Source organism: Pseudomonas sp. Ma2-10 (genome assembly GCF_054330215.1).
Map to the genome: position 1 here is coordinate 377,684 of NZ_JBTEYL010000002.1, position 18,828 is coordinate 396,511.

At 59.8% G+C, this 18,828-nt stretch carries 22 protein-coding genes and 1 pseudogene; 11 read left to right on the forward strand and 12 right to left on the reverse strand.

Annotated features, from left to right (window positions below):
• Positions 1-13: 13 nt before the first annotated feature.
• The 4 genes and pseudogenes from ACXPVS_RS04370 to ACXPVS_RS04385 form a co-directional block, all read right to left on the reverse strand.
• Positions 14-781 (reverse strand): uroporphyrinogen-III synthase, encoded by a 768-nt coding sequence (locus tag ACXPVS_RS04370; RefSeq protein WP_458508833.1) that lies wholly within the window; start codon positions 779-781, stop codon positions 14-16.
• Positions 778-1,719: a hydroxymethylbilane synthase gene (gene hemC, locus ACXPVS_RS04375; protein ID WP_458508834.1), complete on the reverse strand. Its 942-nt coding sequence runs from the start codon at positions 1,717-1,719 to the stop codon at positions 778-780. Before hemC ends, ACXPVS_RS04370 begins: the two co-directional genes overlap by 4 nt.
• A 137-nt stretch (positions 1,720-1,856) precedes the next feature.
• Positions 1,857-2,603, reverse strand: a complete 747-nt coding sequence (locus ACXPVS_RS04380) for a LytR/AlgR family response regulator transcription factor (RefSeq protein WP_046045093.1) — start codon at positions 2,601-2,603, stop codon at positions 1,857-1,859.
• Positions 2,600-2,919, reverse strand: a pseudogene (locus ACXPVS_RS04385) (sensor histidine kinase); the annotation flags it as partial. The gene ACXPVS_RS04380 and the pseudogene ACXPVS_RS04385, both read right to left, overlap by 4 nt.
• A gap of 143 nt (positions 2,920-3,062) precedes the next feature.
• Here ACXPVS_RS04385 and argH point away from each other — a divergent pair.
• The gene (gene argH, locus ACXPVS_RS04390) at positions 3,063-4,457 is read left to right on the forward strand and encodes an argininosuccinate lyase (protein WP_458508835.1); all 1,395 of its coding nucleotides are present in this window, start codon (positions 3,063-3,065) and stop codon (positions 4,455-4,457) included.
• 114 nt (positions 4,458-4,571) lie between these two features.
• Here argH and ACXPVS_RS04395 read toward each other — a convergent pair whose 3' ends face one another.
• Positions 4,572-5,231 (reverse strand): glutathione S-transferase family protein, encoded by a 660-nt coding sequence (locus ACXPVS_RS04395; RefSeq protein ID WP_458508836.1) that lies wholly within the window; start codon positions 5,229-5,231, stop codon positions 4,572-4,574.
• A gap of 125 nt (positions 5,232-5,356) precedes the next feature.
• Here ACXPVS_RS04395 and ACXPVS_RS04400 point away from each other — a divergent pair, with 125 nt between their 5' ends.
• From ACXPVS_RS04400 to ACXPVS_RS04410, 3 genes are all read left to right on the forward strand, one after another.
• Positions 5,357-5,653 (forward strand): hypothetical protein, encoded by a 297-nt coding sequence (locus ACXPVS_RS04400; RefSeq protein WP_458508837.1) that lies wholly within the window; start codon positions 5,357-5,359, stop codon positions 5,651-5,653.
• Between the two features lie 175 nt (positions 5,654-5,828).
• Complete coding sequence (locus tag ACXPVS_RS04405) at positions 5,829-6,074, forward strand: TIGR02647 family protein (protein ID WP_458508838.1); 246 nt, start codon at positions 5,829-5,831, stop codon at positions 6,072-6,074.
• 206 nt (positions 6,075-6,280) lie between these two features.
• Positions 6,281-9,127: a class I adenylate cyclase gene (locus tag ACXPVS_RS04410; protein ID WP_458508839.1), complete on the forward strand. Its 2,847-nt coding sequence runs from the start codon at positions 6,281-6,283 to the stop codon at positions 9,125-9,127.
• A gap of 7 nt (positions 9,128-9,134) precedes the next feature.
• Here the strand turns inward: ACXPVS_RS04410 and rnk are convergent, their stop codons facing one another.
• The 3 genes from rnk to cyaY form a co-directional block, all read right to left on the reverse strand.
• Positions 9,135-9,545, reverse strand: coding sequence for a nucleoside diphosphate kinase regulator (gene rnk / locus ACXPVS_RS04415; protein WP_123365074.1), 411 nt, complete (start codon positions 9,543-9,545; stop codon positions 9,135-9,137).
• A 126-nt stretch (positions 9,546-9,671) separates the two neighbouring features.
• Positions 9,672-9,896 (reverse strand): DUF1289 domain-containing protein, encoded by a 225-nt coding sequence (locus ACXPVS_RS04420; RefSeq protein WP_458508840.1) that lies wholly within the window; start codon positions 9,894-9,896, stop codon positions 9,672-9,674.
• A gap of 4 nt (positions 9,897-9,900) precedes the next feature.
• Positions 9,901-10,233: an iron donor protein CyaY gene (cyaY, locus tag ACXPVS_RS04425; protein WP_458508841.1), complete on the reverse strand. Its 333-nt coding sequence runs from the start codon at positions 10,231-10,233 to the stop codon at positions 9,901-9,903.
• Between the two features lie 239 nt (positions 10,234-10,472).
• Between cyaY and lptM the strand changes: the two genes are divergently transcribed.
• From lptM to ACXPVS_RS04455, 6 genes are read left to right on the forward strand one after another with little or no spacing between them, the layout of a single operon-like run.
• The gene (gene lptM / locus ACXPVS_RS04430; RefSeq protein WP_131060735.1) at positions 10,473-10,655 is read left to right on the forward strand and encodes an LPS translocon maturation chaperone LptM; all 183 of its coding nucleotides are present in this window, start codon (positions 10,473-10,475) and stop codon (positions 10,653-10,655) included.
• 9 nt (positions 10,656-10,664) lie between these two features.
• Complete coding sequence (lysA, locus tag ACXPVS_RS04435; RefSeq protein ID WP_458508842.1) at positions 10,665-11,912, forward strand: diaminopimelate decarboxylase; 1,248 nt, start codon at positions 10,665-10,667, stop codon at positions 11,910-11,912.
• Between the two features lie 4 nt (positions 11,913-11,916).
• Positions 11,917-12,747 carry a diaminopimelate epimerase gene (gene dapF, locus ACXPVS_RS04440; protein WP_458508843.1) on the forward strand — a complete coding sequence of 277 codons (831 nt, stop codon included), beginning with the start codon at positions 11,917-11,919 and terminating at the stop codon, positions 12,745-12,747.
• Between the two features lie 13 nt (positions 12,748-12,760).
• Entirely contained in the window at positions 12,761-13,486 is a 726-nt protein-coding gene (locus tag ACXPVS_RS04445; protein WP_458508844.1) for a DUF484 family protein, read from the forward strand.
• 2 nt (positions 13,487-13,488) lie between these two features.
• The gene (gene xerC / locus ACXPVS_RS04450; protein ID WP_458508845.1) at positions 13,489-14,388 is read left to right on the forward strand and encodes a tyrosine recombinase XerC; all 900 of its coding nucleotides are present in this window, start codon (positions 13,489-13,491) and stop codon (positions 14,386-14,388) included.
• Positions 14,385-15,089, forward strand: coding sequence for an HAD family hydrolase (locus tag ACXPVS_RS04455; RefSeq protein WP_458508846.1), 705 nt, complete (start codon positions 14,385-14,387; stop codon positions 15,087-15,089). The genes xerC and ACXPVS_RS04455 overlap by 4 nt, the downstream gene beginning before the upstream one ends.
• A gap of 133 nt (positions 15,090-15,222) precedes the next feature.
• Here the strand turns inward: ACXPVS_RS04455 and sutA are convergent, their stop codons facing one another.
• The 4 genes from sutA to glnK all read right to left on the reverse strand — a co-directional run bounded on the left by sutA (position 15,223) and on the right by glnK (position 17,995).
• A complete protein-coding gene (sutA, locus tag ACXPVS_RS04460) occupies positions 15,223-15,543 on the reverse strand; it encodes a transcriptional regulator SutA (RefSeq protein ID WP_458508847.1) in 321 nt (106 codons plus the stop codon).
• A 101-nt stretch (positions 15,544-15,644) separates the two neighbouring features.
• On the reverse strand, positions 15,645-16,070 hold the full coding sequence (locus ACXPVS_RS04465) for a secondary thiamine-phosphate synthase enzyme YjbQ (RefSeq protein ID WP_458508848.1): 426 nt from the start codon (positions 16,068-16,070) through the stop codon (positions 15,645-15,647).
• A 213-nt stretch (positions 16,071-16,283) separates the two neighbouring features.
• Positions 16,284-17,621, reverse strand: a complete 1,338-nt coding sequence (locus tag ACXPVS_RS04470) for an ammonium transporter (RefSeq protein ID WP_458508849.1) — start codon at positions 17,619-17,621, stop codon at positions 16,284-16,286.
• Positions 17,622-17,656: 35 nt separating this feature from the next.
• Positions 17,657-17,995: a P-II family nitrogen regulator gene (gene glnK, locus ACXPVS_RS04475; RefSeq protein ID WP_002555808.1), complete on the reverse strand. Its 339-nt coding sequence runs from the start codon at positions 17,993-17,995 to the stop codon at positions 17,657-17,659.
• Positions 17,996-18,414: 419 nt separating this feature from the next.
• Between glnK and ACXPVS_RS04480 the strand changes: the two genes are divergently transcribed.
• Entirely contained in the window at positions 18,415-18,675 is a 261-nt protein-coding gene (locus ACXPVS_RS04480) for an accessory factor UbiK family protein (RefSeq protein WP_008076132.1), read from the forward strand.
• Positions 18,676-18,828 lie beyond the last annotated feature (153 nt).

The following is an 18,828-nucleotide window of genomic DNA, read 5'->3' on the forward strand; positions in this document are numbered from 1 at the left end:
TCCATCCTTTGCATTAGAGAACGGGCCCGGGATGCTCCCGTAACACCGTCAGCAAAGCCGCGGCACTGGCGCCACGACAATCCACAACTGTTTGGGCCCCGGCGGCACGTGCCAGCTCGGCGACCCTGAGGCTTGGAACAAACAACGGCAACCGCGCCAACTGCGGCCAGGCATCGCCGGCCAATTGATGCAGGTGCTCAAACCCCTGTCCACTGCTGACCACCAGCCCGTTCAAGCGTTCCGCTTCGATCAGGTCAGGCAGCGCTGCCGGCGGGTAGTGCGGCAGGTCGCGGCGGTACAACTCCAGATACTCGACACTAGCACCAAGCTCGCGCAAACGCTCAGCCAGTAACTCGCGCCCGCCCTCCCCGCGCATGATCAGCACGCGCGAACCGGGCCGCGCGATTGCCTCGCGCAACTGAGGAAGCGCAAGCAAGGCTTCACTGTCATCGCCATCCACCGGGAAGCTGATGTCCAGCCCGCGATCCTGGAGGATCTGCGCGGTGGCTGCGCCCACGCTGAACCACCTCAAACGAGGGGGTTGCGGTCGATACCTGTCGAGCAGATCCATAGCGATTCTGGCGGCCGGCTTGCTGACCACGATCACCGCGCAATAGCGATCCAGCCCCTGAATCACCTCGCACATTGTGTCAGAGGCAGGAATCGGCTCGATCTCCAAAAGCGGCAAACTGCTGCTGAAAATCCCCTTTTCGGCCAAAAGCGTGCTCAGCGCCGCCGACTCATCCGCGGGACGCGTCAGCAGCAGGCGCCAACCCGTCACTCGTGACCTGCCTCGCCGTAGACTGCTTTCAGAATGTCGTTGGCACCTTGACTCAGCAGGTCTTCAGCCACTTGCACACCCAAGGCGGCGGCGTCACGGCGTGGCGCACGAGCCTCGGCGATGAGCAGCAGACCGCCGTTCGGATCACCGACAAGACCACGCAACCAGATCTGCTCGCCTTCAAGCACGGCATAGCAGGCGATGGGGACTTGGCAGCCGCCATTCAAATGTTTGTTGAGAGCACGCTCGGCAGTCACACGGGTGGCGGTGTCCTGATGGTGCAGCGGTGCCAATAGCGCGTGAATTTCGCTGTCGACGCTGCGGCATTCGATACCCACCGCCCCTTGGCCACCGGCCGGCAGACTGTCGTCGACGCTGATGGCCGAGGTGATGCGATCTTCAAAGCCGAGACGAATCAGGCCGGCGGCGGCGAGGATAATGGCGTCGTATTCGCCGGCATCGAGCTTGGCCAGCCGAGTGTTGACGTTGCCGCGCAGGAAGCGAATTTCCAGGTCCGGACGACGGGTCAGCAATTGGGCCTGACGGCGCAGACTGGAGGTGCCGACGATGCTGCCTTGCGGCAATTCGTCCAGGCTGGCGTAGGTATTGGAAACGAAGGCATCACGTGGGTCTTCTCGCTCGCAGATGCAAAACAGACCGAGGCCTTCAGGGAAGTCCATCGGTACGTCTTTCATGGAGTGCACGGCGATGTCGGCTTTGTTTTCCAGCAGCGCGGTTTCCAGCTCTTTGACGAACAGGCCCTTGCCGCCGATTTTCGACAGTGGCGAGTCGAGCAATTTGTCACCGCGACTGACCATGGGCACCAACGTCACGAGCAGACCCGGATGGGCCTCTTCAAGACGGGCTTTGACGTATTCGGCCTGCCACAGGGCGAGTGCACTTTTACGGGTGGCGATGCGGATTTCGCGAGAGGACATGGATCAATCCGTACTGAATAGATACGGCGGATAATAACAGCTCAGCCAAATCCACTTTGACTTGTATCAGAAAACGCGTGGCCTCCCTGGCCTCAGACATCCAGCAATCTGGATGAAACCCGCTCGTAAATGACGGATTAAAGCTGTTGCATCATCTTGCGCACGCCGGCCACATGCCGTCGGCTGACGATCAGGGCGTCGCCATTCAAGCCTTTGAGGAATAGCTGAAAATGCCCCAGAGGCGTGCGTTGCAGGCGTTCGATGCGCTCGCGGGCGACCAGTGCATTACGGTGGATTCGGACGAAGCGGTCGCCAAACTCATCTTCAAGGGCCTTGAGTGGCTCATCCAGCAATACTTCGCCGCCTTCGTGGCGCAAGGTCACGTATTTGTGATCCGCAATAAAGTAGACCACCTGACCCAACGGAATCAGTTCGATACCTTTACGGGTACGGGCGCTGATGTGGCTGCGCGGACCGCTGCCACTTTCGGCGGCGGGACGGGTCAGGGCCGCGAGCTGGACGCGGTTGGGCCGCTCGGCTTTTTTCAACGCTTCATGCAATTGTTCTGTACGCACAGGTTTCACCAGATAGCCTACGGCGCTGGCCTGTAAGGCTTCCACGGCAAATTCATCGGGCCCTGTGCAAAACACCACGGCGGGCGGGGTTTCGCGTTCGCACAATCGTGCAGCCACTTGCAGGCCATCGAGACCCGGCATGCCAATATCGAGTAGCACGATATCGGGTTTGTGGCTGTCGATCAGAGCCAACGCTTCATCGCCGTTCGTGGCGCTAGGCTCCAGGACACTGTATCCCTCGAGTTCGCCAACCATTCGGCTCAGGCGCTCGCGGGCAAGGGGTTCGTCATCAACGATCAGGACATTCATATTGCGCTGGATTCCTGCGTGAGTCTCGCACAAGGATAGCGTAGACAGGTGAAGTGACGTCCGTCACCGCGATCCACGCTAAGACTAGCGCGAGGGCCAAAAAGTGCCGCCCGACCGACGGCTAAATTTTCATCTGTCGTGCGTTTGGCGGCCCAGGCCCGCGTTGGCGAGGCATCGCCGTAGGGTTTGTTGATACACAATATGAACACCCCCTCTTCTTATAGTCTGCTGCAGCGTCTGGAAGTGCGCTGATCCTACTGTCCAACTGTAGACGGTTGCCGGCACGATATTGCTCAATTGAAAAATATCGTTGCGCAAATCCCCTCGGCGTTGATTCGAGTATGGACCGCCACCTGAGAAAAAAACGTATCGGCCAGTGTCAGCGACAGGATTGGCAACCCTGTTATTATCCGCGACAGCTTTCTACGCCATCTTTCTTCAGCCGACACGAGCGAATTCATGAGCACTGACAAGACCAATCAGTCCTGGGGCGGCCGCTTCAGTGAACCCGTCGACGCCTTCGTCGCCCGCTTCACCGCCTCCGTCACTTTCGACCAGCGCCTGTATCGCCACGACATCATGGGCTCGATCGCTCACGCCACGATGCTGGCCAAGGTCGGCGTGCTGACTGATGCCGAGCGCGACAGCATCATTGATGGCCTGAAGACCATCCAGGTTGAAATCGAGGCCGGCCAGTTCGACTGGCGCATCGACCTCGAAGACGTGCACATGAACATCGAGGCGCGTCTGACCGACCGCATCGGCGTCACCGGTAAAAAGCTGCACACCGGTCGTAGCCGTAACGACCAGGTCGCCACCGACATCCGCCTGTGGCTACGTGACGAGATCGACCTGATCCTGAGCGAAATCACCCGCCTGCAAAAAGGCTTGCTGGAACAGGCCGAGCGCGAAGCCGGCAGCATCATGCCGGGCTTCACTCATCTGCAAACCGCGCAGCCGGTGACCTTCGGGCACCACATGCTGGCCTGGTTCGAAATGCTCAGCCGCGACTACGAGCGCCTGGTCGACTGCCGCAAGCGTACCAACCGCATGCCACTGGGCAGCGCCGCACTGGCGGGCACCACCTACCCGATCGACCGCGAATTCACCGCCCAACTGTTGGGCTTCGACGCTGTTGGCGGTAACTCACTGGACAACGTGTCCGATCGTGACTTCGCCATCGAATTCTGCTCGGCGGCGAGTATCGCGATGATGCACTTGTCGCGCTTCTCCGAAGAGCTGGTGCTGTGGACCAGCGCGCAATTCCAGTTCATCGATCTGCCGGACCGTTTCTGCACCGGCAGCTCGATCATGCCGCAAAAGAAAAACCCGGACGTTCCAGAGCTGGTGCGTGGCAAGACCGGTCGCGTATTCGGCGCGCTGATGGGCCTGCTGACCCTGATGAAAGGCCAGCCACTGGCCTACAACAAGGACAACCAGGAAGACAAAGAGCCACTGTTCGACGCCGCCGACACCTTGCGTGACTCGCTGCGGGCCTTTGCCGACATGATCCCGGCGATCAAGCCCAAACACGCGATGATGCGTGAAGCCGCCCTGCGCGGTTTCTCCACGGCCACCGACCTGGCCGACTACCTGGTTCGCCGCGGCCTGCCGTTCCGTGACTGCCACGAAATCGTTGGCCATGCCGTGAAGTACGGCGTGGAAAGCGGTAAAGACCTGGCGGAAATGAGCCTGGAAGAGCTGCGCAAGTTCAGCGACCAAATCGATCAGGACGTGTTTGCCGTGCTGACCCTGGAAGGCTCGGTGAATGCCCGTGACCATATCGGCGGGACTGCGCCGGCACAGGTCAAGAAAGCGGTGGCTCGCGGCCAGGCACTGCTCGCCAGCCGCTAAGCCGTCAAAAGCTTCGTCGGAACGCCGCCCGGAGCAGGCTCGCTCCCACCCTTGGAATACGTTCCCCTGTGTGAGCGAGCTTGCTCGAAAGCGCTCTTGAAGACGCTGTAAAACCTACTTCTTGGACGTGACCATCGCCAAAAACGCGGGCATTGCCGCGTCCTTGTCCTTTGCGATCCGCTGCACATTCGGATTTTGTCCCAGACGCTCCAGTAGCGCCTTGGCCGCCGGCATCTCCGCCAGCAAATCCAGGTCAAACAGCTTCTGCGCCACCGCACAGGCCAACGGCACGCTGTAGAGGAAATACACATCCGCAATGCTCAGGCTGTCGCCTGCCACATAAGGGGCGAACTTGCCGTGCCTGCCCAGCGAGGCAAACCCCAGCAGCAACTCGGCGCGGGTCTTGTCCTTGATCGCATCCGGCACAGTCATGCCGAAAAAGGCTTCGGCGTAGCAGGCACGCCCTGGCAATTCGATGTACAGCTCGATTTCCTTGGCCAGCGCCAGGACCCGCGACCGCTCGAAGGGATCACTTGGCAACAGCGGCGTGCCGTTCTGGCGGTGTTCGAGGTATTCGAGAATCACGCTGGTTTCGTTGACGAAACCCTGTTCGACGCCCAGCACCGGCACCTTCCCGCGCGGGCTGATGGCTAATGCCTCGGGGCTCGGCCCCGGGTAAAACAGTATCTCTTCAAACGGCAGTCCCTTCTCGAGCAGCGCCAGCTTGACCATGTTGTAGTAGTTGCTGACGCAAAACCCGTAAAGTTTGAGCATCACATAGCCTCCAGGCCGTGCGGGGTTGGCAGGTGCCTATTTATAGAACGCCGCGACGTTTCTTGCCAGCAGCATCACAGCGCTGAATGCAGGTAAACTGGCCGCCTTAACTTGAGGAGCCTGCCATGAGCGAGCCAACCCCCGGCACCAACAACGACGACATCGACGAAGAAGAGTTCGCCGAAAACACCCTGGTCGAAGCCATCGAAAACCAGATCGAAAGCGACAATCCGCCTGCCGCCAAGGCCACCTTCAACAAGCTGACATTGGTGGGTTACGAGCGTGAAGAAATTCTCAATCTGATGGCCCACGTTCTGGCGGTGGAAATCGACGCGATCCTTGAAGAAGACCGCGCGTTCAACACTCAATGGTATGAAGCCGCGTTGCGTGCATTGCCAGAGTTGCCGCCCGAAAAGAAATAACTCCGGCCTGTAGAGCGCAGGCTTCTGTGGCGAGGGGATTTAGCGGAACGCCGCACCACCCACCGGGGAATGCTTGCCAAAGCGAAAAAACCCTGTGGCGAGCACTGGACATGCCGCCCGAGTGGGATCACCTTAGGGGCGCTGTCGTCCAATTCCTAGAAAGTCTGGAGTCCTTATGTCGCTTACCCCTGAGTTGGTTGCCGAACTGGAAATCCTCGCGCTCTTCAACCTGGACAGTTCCCAGGAAGGTTTGAAAATTCATCAGACCGCTGCCCCAAAAGCCATCACCGCCGCCCAAAGACTGTTCGACAAAGAACTGATCACCCAGCCAGATGGTGGTTATCTGACCAGCCTGGGTCGTGACGCCGCGCAAAGTGTGCAAACCGTTCTGACCATTCTCAACGTCCGGGAAACTGCCTGAGCATTACCGTAGCGCCCACGGAAACTCCTGCTATGGGATTTCCGCGGGCACATTTCGTTACCAGTCCTGTTACCTGCCGTCGCCCCGCGATAAAACTCTGACGCCAGAAAAACAAAATCAGCTTAAAAGTCCTGGAGCCGAGGCGCTAAACTGCCCCTCATCCGCAGACACCCACGTCTGAGCCCCGCGAGCCGGTTTGAGCTGACATGACCCGCACCCATGAAATCCGCCCCGACCTGGACGAGGGAATCGACCGCAAGGTTCTCAGCCAACTGCGCGCACGGTTTCTGAAGCTCAACGAAGGCCGTATGGCCCGCGCCATGGAAGGGTTGTCGACCCGCCAGCAAGCGGTGCTGACCCTGTTGCCGCTGTTTTTCCACGTCAATCATCCGCTGTTGCCGGGGTACGTTTCGGGCAGCACGCCGGCCGGGCTGTCGAATTACGAACCCGACGCCAACACCCTCTCCGAAGCCCAACGCCTGACCCGCTCGTTTTCCTATAAGCCCCGCCATGGCAGCAACCCGCCGCGACCGATTCTCGGCCTGTTTCTGATGGGCAGCCTCGGCACCCTCGCCCAGGCAGACCAAAGCGACATGGACGTGTGGGTCTGTCACGGGTCGGACTTGAGCGAAAGCGAGCTCGCTGAACTGCGCAAAAAATGCCAACTCCTCGAAACCTGGGCCGCCAGCCAGGGCGCCGAAGCGCATTTCTTTCTGATCGACCCGACCCGTTTCGTGCGCGGAGAACGTGATACGCAATTGAGCTCGGAAGACTGCGGCACCACCCAACACTATCTGCTACTGGATGAGTTTTATCGCACCGCAATCTGGCTGGCCGGACGCACGCCCGTCTGGTGGCTGGTGCCGGTCTACGAAGAAGCGAGCTACGACCGTTACACCCACACCCTGATGTCCAAGCGCTTCATCCGTGCCGACGAAACGCTGGACCTGGGACATCTGGCCTATATCCCGCCTGGCGAATACATCGGCGCCGGGCTCTGGCAGCTGTTCAAGGGCATCGAGTCGCCGTACAAATCGGTCCTCAAACTGCTGCTGACCGAGGTCTACGCCAGCGAACACCCCAAGGTCCATTGCCTGAGCCTGCGCTTCAAGCAAGCGGTGTTTGCCAATCGGCTCGACCTTGACGAGTTGGACCCGTACGTCGTGGTTTACCGGCGCATCGAGGAATACCTGACTGCCCGCGGTGAGCCGCAACGACTGGAGTTGGTACGCCGGGCGTTGTACCTGAAGGTCAATCGCAAACTCACCGGCAGCAACAGTCGCACTCAGAGCTGGCAGCGGTCGTTGCTCAAACGCCTGACCCACGAATGGCAGTGGGACCATCGTCAACTGGCCCTGCTCGATAGCCGCAGCCAGTGGAAAGTCCGTCAGGTCAGCTCTGAACGCAGGGCCTTGGTCAACGAGCTCAATTACAGCTATCGTTTCCTGACCCAGTTCGCCCGCAACGAACAGACCGTCAGCCTGATCAACAAGCGCGACCTCAACGTGCTGGGTCGACGGTTGTATGCGGCCTTCGAGCGCAAGGCCGACAAGGTCGAGTTCATCAACCCTGGCATTGCCCCGGACTTGGCCGAAGACACCCTCACGCTGGTGCATGCGCCGAACAAAAAAGAGTCGGGTCAAACTCAGTGGGGTTTGTACAACGGCAGCCTGACGGCCCTCGAATGGGAGCATTTCGCACCGATCAAGCGCGGCCGCCAACTGCTGGAGCTGCTGACCTGGTGCCACCGCAATGGTGTGATCGACAGCAGCACTCGCCTGGCCTTGCATCCCGGCAGCAGCGACCTGAGCGAGTTCGAACTGTTCAACCTGCTCGCCAGCCTGCAACAGAGCATCGTCCTGCCGCTGACGACTGTCGCCGAAGAACCGTTACTGCGCGCCAGTGTGCCGAGTGAAGTACTGATTCTGGTGAACGTCGGCGTCGATCCACTCAAGCACCACCGCGACCTGAACATCCTGATGACCACCGAGCGCACCGATTCCCTCAGTTACGCCGGCGTCCGGGAAAACCTGGTGCTGACCCTGGATCAAGTCACGCTCAATAGTTGGAACGAAGTGCTGGTCAGCCGCTTCGACGGCCCTCACGCGCTGCTCGATTGCGTGCGCGATTACCTCAACAACCTGCCCGGCGGGCTACAACAACCCACGTTGCGGGTTCGTTGCTTTTGCCACAACCGCGCACAATTCATCGCCCGGCGAGTCGAGGAAATCCTCGACACCGCGCAGAATCTGCTGTTGAGCAAACTCAATCATCGCTACCTGATTCAGGTCCAGCAGCACTACCACGTGTTGGAATTGGTGCCCGGTCAAGTCAATCATGTCGCCCTCGCCACGCTGCCGGCACTGGTCGATTACCTGGGCGAAGAGCGGACACGCTACAGCCCGCTGCACCGGGACCCGATGGCATTGGAAGACCACGACCTGGCGCTGGTCCTGCCGATGGGCCAGCCCGACTGCATTCAGGTGTTCTACCGGATCAACGAATACCACGCCGACCTGTACGTACTGGATGAATTCAATGCCTTATGGCAGCAGCGTTTGCCCTACCACGACGAGCAAAGCCTGCTGGTGCCGCTGCAACGTTTCCTGCAATCGATTCAGTACCGGCGCGACGCCTTGCTGCCGATGGACGTCACCCAGCCGCTGAGCCTGGACACCTTGTATTACCAACTGCTGCCCTCCGGTCCCGTACGGGCGCGTCGGGTCGAAGCTCGGCCAGCGCCGCAAACCCCGGTTAACAAACCGTTCTACGACGTGCAGGCGATTGTCGGCAAAGCCGCACCGGGACAGGGGCAGGTCACGTTGTATTGCAATCAGCGGGAGTTTTCAGAACTGGAACATGGCGACCAACTGTTCAGCGTGGTCGCCCGGGAAATCGTCGAGCAGCGCCGTGAAACCGAACGCTATCGCTGTTACATCACCGACCTGGACCTGTCGGGCCTGCTCGGTGATGGTCAGAGTTCTAGCATTTTGTATTTGCGCTACAAGGCTGACCTGGAGCGCGCATTGAACGAGGCGCTCGAGCAGGCTTGAGGGGACGTCATTCCGGGAAGGCGCCACCATTGGCAGGCTGCGATTCGACTTCCAGCAGCGTCAGTTTGAGGGTCTTGCCGCCCGGAGCAGGCCAGTCGATGTGCTGACCCACCTTCATACCGAGCAAAGCACTGCCCACTGGCGCAAGAATGGAAATTTTACCTTCGTCGGCATTGGCTTCCTTCGGGTAAACCAGCGTCAGGTGATAGTCCTTGCCACTGATTTCTTCACGGCAGTGCACACGGGAATTCATGGTCACGACATCGGCGGGTACTTCATCGTGACCGACCAGGGTATCGGCGCGGTCCAGTTCGGTTTGCAGCGCGATAACGCCCGGCAGCGTGTCATCCAGGCTATCGATCAGGCGCTCCAGACGTTGCACGTCCAGACGGGTAAGGGTGATTGAAGGTGCGGTCATGATTTGGGCAGACTCCTTTCTTCTGCACAGAAAAAGCAAAACCCCGCCAGAAGAAGGCGGGGTTTTCACGAACCTCGATGAGTTGAGGCGTACCCGGACACTATCACAGCTCAATAAATATACAAGTCAGGCGCCACCGACCTGTTTGCGCTGTGCGGCCTGCGTGCAGATGACACGGCGACGATCGTCATCGGCCGAGCGCCATTCGCGGATGTCTTCGACATGGCGAAAACACCCAAGGCAGACCTTCTGCTCATCCAGCCGACACACCCCACTGCATGGCGAAGCCACCGCCGGGCTGACATTGCTGTAGAGCGGTTTGGGCGGACGAACGGGCGCAGGCTGGGTCACGATCTCACAGGCCTTCGAAATCGAGCTCGGCGTCAGCTTGCTGCGTGACGATGCGCTCAAGCATTTCGCCCAGCTGCTCTTCGCTCTTGTCGCACATCCAGCGCTCGCTCTCTTCGTCGTAATCGAAGTGGAACCCGCCGGACACAGCCGCCAACCACAGCTGCCGCAGCGGCTCCTGACGGCTGAAAATCAACTGGCTGCCGTTTTCGAACTTGACGGTGAGCACACCGGCCGAGCTCTCCAGATCGATATCCAGGTCACACTCGTCAAAAATATCCTCCAGCGTTTGCTGGGTGGCATCGACCAGATCGTGGAAACGGGCTTCAGTCAAACTCATTGCGGGAACCTCAAAAAGTGTCTACTCACGCTCAAGCGCCGCAAGATACGGGCGAGCCCCGGTGATTGCAAAGGATAACGACCAAGGGCCCGATAGCGTTATGAAATATCCGTGTACCGCGCAGGACAAGTTACCGCTCCAAGGTCCAAGCCCCGCCGGACGGGAGCCCCGTCGCATAGGCAAGCTGCCGGGTGGCCGGTATACTCCGGCGCAATTAATGCATTTTCAAGGATTTCGCCATGAAGCGCCTGATCTCTTCCCTTGCTGCGCTCGCTTCGCTCGTCGCTTTTGCCAGCTTATTATCGGCCTGCGGTCAAAAAGGCCCGCTGTACCTGCCCGACGATTCCCAGGACCCTGCCGAGCAGGCCCAGTCCTCGCAAAAGCAGCCGTCGAAAGCACACAAGCACGACGTCTACCAATAAGGGAACGCCATGGACGCTTTTAACTACCGTGACGGCGAGCTGTTCGCGGAAGGTGTTGCCCTGTCCGCCATCGCCGAACGCTTTGGCACACCGACCTACGTCTACTCCCGCGCGCACATCGAAGCCCAGTACCTGGCTTACGCCGATGCGCTGGTCGGCATGCCGCACCTGGTCTGCTTTGCGGTCAAGGCCAACTCCAACCTGGGTGTACTGAATGTCCTGGCGCGTTTGGGCGCCGGTTTCGACATCGTCTCCCGTGGCGAACTGGATCGCGTACTGGCCGCTGGCGGCAGCGCCGACAAGATCGTGTTCTCCGGTGTCGGCAAGACCCGTGAGGACATGCGTCGTGCCCTGGAAGTCGGCGTGCATTGCTTCAACGTCGAATCCACCGATGAGCTGGAACGTCTGCAAGTGGTCGCCGCCGAGCTGGGCGTTCGCGCGCCGATCTCGCTGCGCGTGAACCCGGATGTCGACGCCGGCACCCACCCGTACATTTCCACCGGTCTTAAAGAGAACAAGTTCGGCATCGCCATCGCCGACGCCGAAGACGTGTACATCCGTGCCGCCCAACTGCCCAACCTGGAAGTGGTCGGCGTCGATTGCCACATCGGCTCCCAACTGACCACCCTGGCGCCATTCATCGACGCCCTCGACCGCCTGCTGGACCTGGTCGACCGCCTCGGCGATTGCGGCATTTACCTGCGCCACATCGATCTCGGTGGTGGTTTGGGCGTACGTTACCGCGATGAAGAGCCGCCATTGGCTGCCGACTACATCAACGCTGTGCGCGAGCGTCTCGACGGTCGTGATCTGGCGCTGGTGTTCGAACCGGGCCGCTTTATCGTCGCCAACGCCGGCGTGCTGCTGACCCAGGTCGAGTACCTCAAGCACACCGAACACAAAGACTTCGCCATCGTCGACGCAGCCATGAACGACCTGATCCGCCCGGCGCTATACCAGGCCTGGATGGACGTCACCGCCGTGCGCCCGCGCAATTGCGCTGCCCGTGCCTACGACATCGTCGGGCCGATCTGCGAGACCGGCGACTTCCTGGCCAAGGATCGTGAACTGGCGCTGGAAGAAGGCGACCTGCTGGCCGTGCATTCGGCCGGTGCCTATGGGTTTGTCATGAGTTCCAACTACAACACCCGCGGCCGCGCCGTTGAAGTGTTGGTGGACGGTGATCAGGCATTTGAAGTGCGTCGCCGTGAGACGGTAGCCGAGTTGTTTGCTGGCGAAAGCCTGCTGCCGGAGTAAAACCATGCTGCTGCGTTTTACCAAGATGCACGGCCTGGGCAATGACTTCATGGTCCTTGACCTGGTCAGCCAGCATGCGCACATCCTGCCCAAACACGCCAAGCAATGGGGCGATCGGCATACGGGCATCGGTTTCGACCAGTTGCTGATCGTCGAAGCGCCAAGCAATCCGGACGTGGATTTCCGCTATCGGATTTTCAACGCCGACGGCTCCGAAGTGGAACAGTGCGGCAACGGTGCGCGCTGTTTCGCACGATTCGTGCTCGATAAACGCCTGACCGCCAAGCGGCAAATCCGCGTCGAAACCAAAAGCGGCATCATCGAACTGGATATCCGCAGCGACGGGCAGATCGGTGTCAACATGGGCGCACCGCGCCTGGTGCCAGCCGATATTCCCTTTGAAGCGCCGGAGCAAGCCACGAGCTATCAGGTCGACGTCAACGGCAATCTGGTCGACCTGGCCGCCGTGTCCATGGGCAACCCCCATGCAGTGCTGCGGGTCAGCGACATCAACAATGCACCGGTGCATGAACTGGGGCCGAAAATCGAAAACCATCCGCGCTTCCCGGCGCGGGTCAATGTCGGTTTTCTCCAGGTCATCGACCGAAGCCGCGCGCAGTTGCGCGTCTGGGAACGCGGGACCGGGGAAACCCAGGCTTGCGGAACCGGCGCTTGCGCTGCCGCAGTGGCTGCGATCAGCCAGGGGTGGATGGATTCGCCGCTATTGATCGACCTGCCCGGCGGGCGTCTGTCCATTGAATGGGCAGGCCCTGGCCAACCGGTCATGATGACCGGCCCGGCAGTGCGCGTATATGAAGGACAAGTGCGTCTTTGAGTGAGCCAAACCCATGACCGATAAGCCCCAGGTTCCCGCCCTACAGCCCGACGAATCGCTTTCCGAAAGCCTTGAGGCGGCGGCGGTTGCCGCCTACCTGGAGGCTCATCCGGATTTCTTTGTCGAGCATGAAGAATTGCTCGCCACCTTGCGCATTCCGCATCAGCGCGGCGACACCATTTCGCTGGTCGAACGCCAGATGACCATCCTGCGCGACCGCAATATCGAGTTGCGTCATCGCCTCTCGCACTTGATGGACGTAGCCCGTGACAACGATCGCCTTTTCGACAAGACCCGCCGCCTGATTCTCACGCTGATGGACGCCACCACCCTGGAAGACGTGGTGATCAGTGTCGAAGACAGTCTGCGCCAGGACTTCCAGGTGCCCTTCGTCAGCCTGATCCTACTGGGTGACAACCCGATGCCGGTGGGCCGCTGGGTCACGCATGCTGATGCGCAAACGGCCATCGGTGGCTTGCTCTCGGAAGACAAGAGCGTCAGTGGTAGCCTGCGTGAACACGAACTGGACTTCCTGTTTGGCGAAGAACAGCGCAAACAGATCGGTTCCACCGCCGTTGTCGCCATCAACTACCAAGGCATCCACGGCGTCCTGGCCATCGCCAGCCGCGACCCGCAGCACTACAAGAGCTCAGTGGGCACGCTGTTCCTCAGCTACATCGCCGAAGTCATGGGCCGCGTGCTGCCACGGGTCAACACCTCTCTGCGCTCGGTACGCTGATAATGGAGCGGCAACTGCACGCTTACTGCGAACACCTGCGCAGTGAGCGACAGGTGTCGCCTCACACGCTGTACGCTTACCGTCACGACCTCGACAAAGTGCTGGGCTGGTGCGTCAAACAGAACATCAGCAGTTGGGCGGGCCTGGACATTCAGCGCCTGCGCAGCCTGATCGCGCGCTTGCATGCTCAAGGCCAATCTTCGCGTAGCCTCGCGCGGCTGCTGTCGGCGGTGCGCGGGCTCTATCACTATCTGAACCGCGAAGGCCTCTGCGACCACGACCCGGCCAACGGCCTGGCGCCGCCGAAGGGCGAGCGTCGTCTGCCAAAAACCCTCGACACCGATCGTGCGCTGCAACTGCTTGAGGGCGCGGTGGAGGATGATTTTCTGGCGCGTCGGGATCAGGCGATTCTGGAGCTGTTCTATTCCTCAGGTTTGCGACTGTCGGAACTGACCGGGCTCAATCTGGGTCAGCTGGACCTGGCCGACGGCATGGTTCAAGTGCTCGGCAAGGGCAGCAAGACCCGACTGCTGCCGGTCGGCAAAAAAGCTCGCGAAGCACTGGAGCTGTGGCTGCCGCTAAGGGCCATGACCAATCCGGCGGACGACGCGGTGTTTGTCAGCCAGCAAGGCCGGCGCCTGGGCCCACGGGCAATTCAGGTGCGGGTTAAAGCCGCTGGCGCGCGTGAACTGGGGCAGAACCTGCATCCGCACATGCTGCGGCACTCCTTTGCCAGCCATTTACTGGAATCCTCCCAAGACTTGCGGGCGGTTCAAGAACTGCTCGGTCACTCGGACATCAAAACCACCCAGATCTACACCCACCTGGACTTCCAGCACCTGGCGACGGTTTACGACAGTGCCCATCCAAGGGCCAAACGCATCAAAGGCGATGAGTCATGAGAATTCAATTGATCACCTTCGACCTCGACGACACCCTGTGGGATACCGCCCCGGTGATCGTCAGCGCCGAAGCCATATTGCGCGAATGGCTGACCGAGCATGCACCGAATCTGGGCGCCGTGCCGGTGGAGCATTTGTGGGCGATTCGTGAGCAGATCCTGAGCCGTGAGCCGGGCTTCAAGCACCGCATCAGCGCCCTGCGCCGACGAGTCTTGTTCCACGCGCTGGAAGAGGTCGGTTACGACCATGGTCAAGCTTCGGATCTGGCCGACAAGGGTTTTGAAGTGTTTCTGCATGCGCGACATCAGCTGGAAATCTTCCCGGAGGTGCAACCGACCCTGGAGAAACTGGCCAATCACTACGCCCTCGGCGTGGTCACCAATGGCAACGCCGATGTGCGTCGGTTAGGGCTGGCGGATTACTTCAAGTTTGCCTTGTGCGCCGAAGACATCGGCATCGGCAAACCGGATGCGCGACTGTTTCATGAGGCGTTGCAACGGGGCGGCGCGATGGCCGAGACGGCCGTGCATATCGGCGATCATCCGGGTGACGACATTGCAGGCGCCCAGCAGGCGGGATTGCGGGCGATCTGGTTTAACCCGGCGGGCAAAGTCTGGGAAGCCGAGAAGGCACCGGATGCCGAGATTCGCAGCTTGAGCGAGTTGCCGGCGTTGTTGGCCCTCTGGAACGCCCAACACTGATCCTGAGATCACACACATACCTTGTGGGCGCGAGTTCGCTCCCACAAGGTATCGCGCCAAGCCCAAGACCTGTTCTTCGCCCATGAAAAAGCCCGCAGCGACGGCAGGCTTTTTCAGCAAGCAAGTAGCAGGCTCAGATAGGCCGGCTGCCGTACTTGTTATCAGGTTTCTTGGGCGGATCGGCGACCACATTGGCCTCCACTTCCTGGACCTTGCCACCCTTGGCCAGGAACTCTTCCATAGCCCGCGCCAGCGCATCACGCTCCTTGTTTTTCGCTTCGACGCTCGGCAGTTCATCAGCCGATACCGCGGCCTTTGCCTTGCCTTTGGCGGTCGGAACGGGCGTTTCACCGCCATCGTCTTCAGCAACGTCGTCCGTCGCTGCTTCCAGACCTTCTTCGGTTTCGTCGTCGCCTACTTCGAGGTCGTCGTTTTCCAGATCATCGTCGCTCATGTTCTACCTCATGACTTGCGAAAAGCAGATTAGTTATAGCCCAGCTTCGCCATCTGTCGAAGGCCGCCGGAAAAATTCTACAACCGCTGGTAACCAGCGGTTTATGCCCCTTCACCGTATACGGTAGCGAGGACTTTACGGGCACCGCCATTATCACGGTGCTCGCCCAGATAAACGCCTTGCCAGGTTCCCAGCGCCAGTCGGCCTGCCGAGATTGGCAAACTGAGCTGGCAGCCAAGTACGCTGGCCTTGAAGTGCGCCGGGAGGTCGTCCAGGCCTTCGTCGTTATGCTCATAGCCGTCTGTTCCTTGTGGGATCAGACGATTGAAAAATCGTTCGAAGTCGCGACGTACCGCCGGATCGGCGTTCTCGTTGATGGTCAACGACGCCGAGGTATGCTGCAGCCACAAATGCACCAGACCGACCCGACATGCCTTGAGTTCAGGCAGGCCGGCGAGTAACTCGTCCGTTACCAGATGAAAGCCCCGAGGCCTCGCCCGCAGGGTAATCAGAGTCTGTTGCCACATACAGTTCTCCGCACGTTCGGGGCGCATTCTAGCGCGCTCTGGGAAAAAGCAAAGGCCCTAATATTCCTTCAATCATGTAAGCCATTAGCCGCAGAAAAACGCTCGTCGTAAACGCCACTAAACGTGTACGAAAAAACCTTTCAGCAGTTCCTTCACTGACAAACTCCAGACAATAAAATGCCCGGCAAGCCGGGCAAGTTTTTGTGCGCGTACTTACAAGTTATAGCCGCGTTCGTTGTGAAGTGCCAGATCGATGCCGACGGCTTCTTCTTCCTCAGTGATACGCAGACCCATGACGGCGTCCAGGACCTTGAGGATGATGAAGGTGACGATCGCGGTGTAGATCACCGTGAAGCCCACGCCTTTGCACTGAATCCAGACTTGTGCGGCGATGTCCGTGACGGTGCCGAAACCACCCAGGGACGGTGCAGCAAATACACCGGTCAGGATCGCGCCGAGGATACCGCCGATACCGTGTACACCGAAGGCATCGAGGGAGTCGTCATAACCGAGCTTGCGTTTCAGCGTGGTAGCGCAGAAGAAGCACACCACACCCGCTGCCAGACCGATTACCAGCGCACCCATCGGGCCCACGGTGCCAGCGGCAGGCGTGATCGCAACCAGACCGGCCACAACACCCGAAGCAATACCCAATGCACTTGGTTTGCCGTGAGTGACCCACTCGGCAAACATCCAGCCCAATGCCGCGGCGGCGGTTGCGATCTGGGTCACCAGCATCGCCATACCTGCGGTGCCGTTTGCTGCAGCAGCCGAGCCGGCGTTGAAACCAAACCAGCCTACCCACAGCATCGCCGCGCCCATCAGCGTATAGCCGAGGTTGTGCGGCGCCATCGGCGTGGTCGGGAAACCTTTGCGTTTGCCCAGTACCAGGCAGGCAATCAGACCGGCCACGCCGGCGTTGATGTGCACCACGGTGCCGCCGGCGAAGTCCAGCACGCCCCAGTCCCACATCAGGCCGCCGTCACCGGACCAGACCATGTGCGCGATCGGTGCATAAACCAGGGTGAACCAGACGCCCATAAAGATCAGCATCGCAGAGAACTTCATCCGCTCGGCGAAGGCACCGACGATCAGCGCAGGGGTGATGATGGCGAAGGTCATCTGGAAGGTGATGAACACCGCCTCAGGGAACAGCGCCGCGGGACCGGTCAGACTCGATGGAGTGACACCGGCGAGGAAAGCCTTGCCCATGCCGCCGAAGAATGAATTGAAGTTGACGACGCCCTGTTCCATGCCGGTGGTGTCGAACGCGATGCTGTAGCCATAAATGACCCACAGGATGCTGATCAGGCCGGTAATGGCAAAGCACTGCATCATCACGGAAAGAATGTTTTTGGAGCGAACCATGCCGCCGTAAAACAGCGCGAGGCCGGGAATGGTCATGAACAGTACAAGGGCTGTCGAGGTCAACATCCAGGCGGTGTCGCCTGAGTTGAGGACTGGGGCCGCCACTTCGTCTGCCGCCATAGCCAGGCTGGGCATTACGAGGGACAACAGGGCTCCTAGCCCTGCGAATTTACGCAGAGTCATATTGTTTTCTCCTGGGGCGTTGGGTTTGTGGCGGCTTAGATTGCGTCGGTATCGGTTTCGCCGGTACGGATGCGAATCGCCTGTTCCAGATTGACCACGAAGATCTTGCCGTCACCGATCTTGCCGGTGTTGGCCGCCTTGGTTATCGCCTCGATAACCCGGTCAAGATCCTTGTCGTCAATGGCGACATCGATCTTCACCTTTGGCAGGAAATCGACCACGTATTCCGCGCCGCGATACAGCTCGGTGTGACCCTTCTGCCGACCGAAGCCTTTGACTTCAGTAACGGTAATGCCCTGCACGCCGATCTCGGACAGCGACTCGCGTACGTCGTCCAGTTTGAACGGCTTGATGATGGCAGTGACTAGCTTCATGAAAACTCTCTCCCGAATTGGTGGACTTGCCCCAGGAAAACAAACCCGACTCAAGTCTAAGCGCAGTGCCTGGCTTTGTAACGCATCGTCGGCCTTACCTGCCCGTCCGACGCCTGCTAACCACTCCGCACGAAACACTTCCCCCGTTCCGCTTGGCGCACTGCATTCGTCACAGCGACTGCATCAGTGCATGGGGCACTACCGACTAAGCAGAAAGCTTGCCATCTCGCCAAAACCCATTGATTTCAAGCCTTTGCCCGCTGCCGCATGCTGCTTCGCGCAAAGGGCCCCCACGGATACGCACAACAACAGTGCGCAACCGTCCGCCCCCATGCTCGAAAAGCGTGCACCCCTGAGCGCGAAATTGACTATAGACACTGCGTGATACACTGTCCGCCATTGTTGACAGGACATTCCCTATGCTCGCGCCCAAAGACTTCCTCGATGCCCTGAGCGGCACCGCCTCCCGCCTCTTCAGCGGCGACACCCCTCTGCCGAAAAGCGAAATCGAAAGCCAGTTCAAGGCGCTGCTGCAGAGCGGCTTCAGCAAGCTGGATCTGGTGAGCCGGGAAGAGTTTGATAGCCAGATGGTTGTGCTGGCACGCACTCGGGCACGGCTGGAGAGTCTTGAGGCGAAAGTGGCGGAGCTTGAGGCGAAGCTGAATCCGCCTGCCGAGTAACACCACCGCTCAACGGTCAGCGAGCTTGCTCGCCGGTGGAAGAGCGTGAGGATTGTTTTGAAGAAACCGCCTGAATGGCGGTTTTTTTCGCCCGCGCAATGACCTCGCAACATCCTGCGAACGTTTTGCGCCTCAGCCCCAAGGCTGGAAACC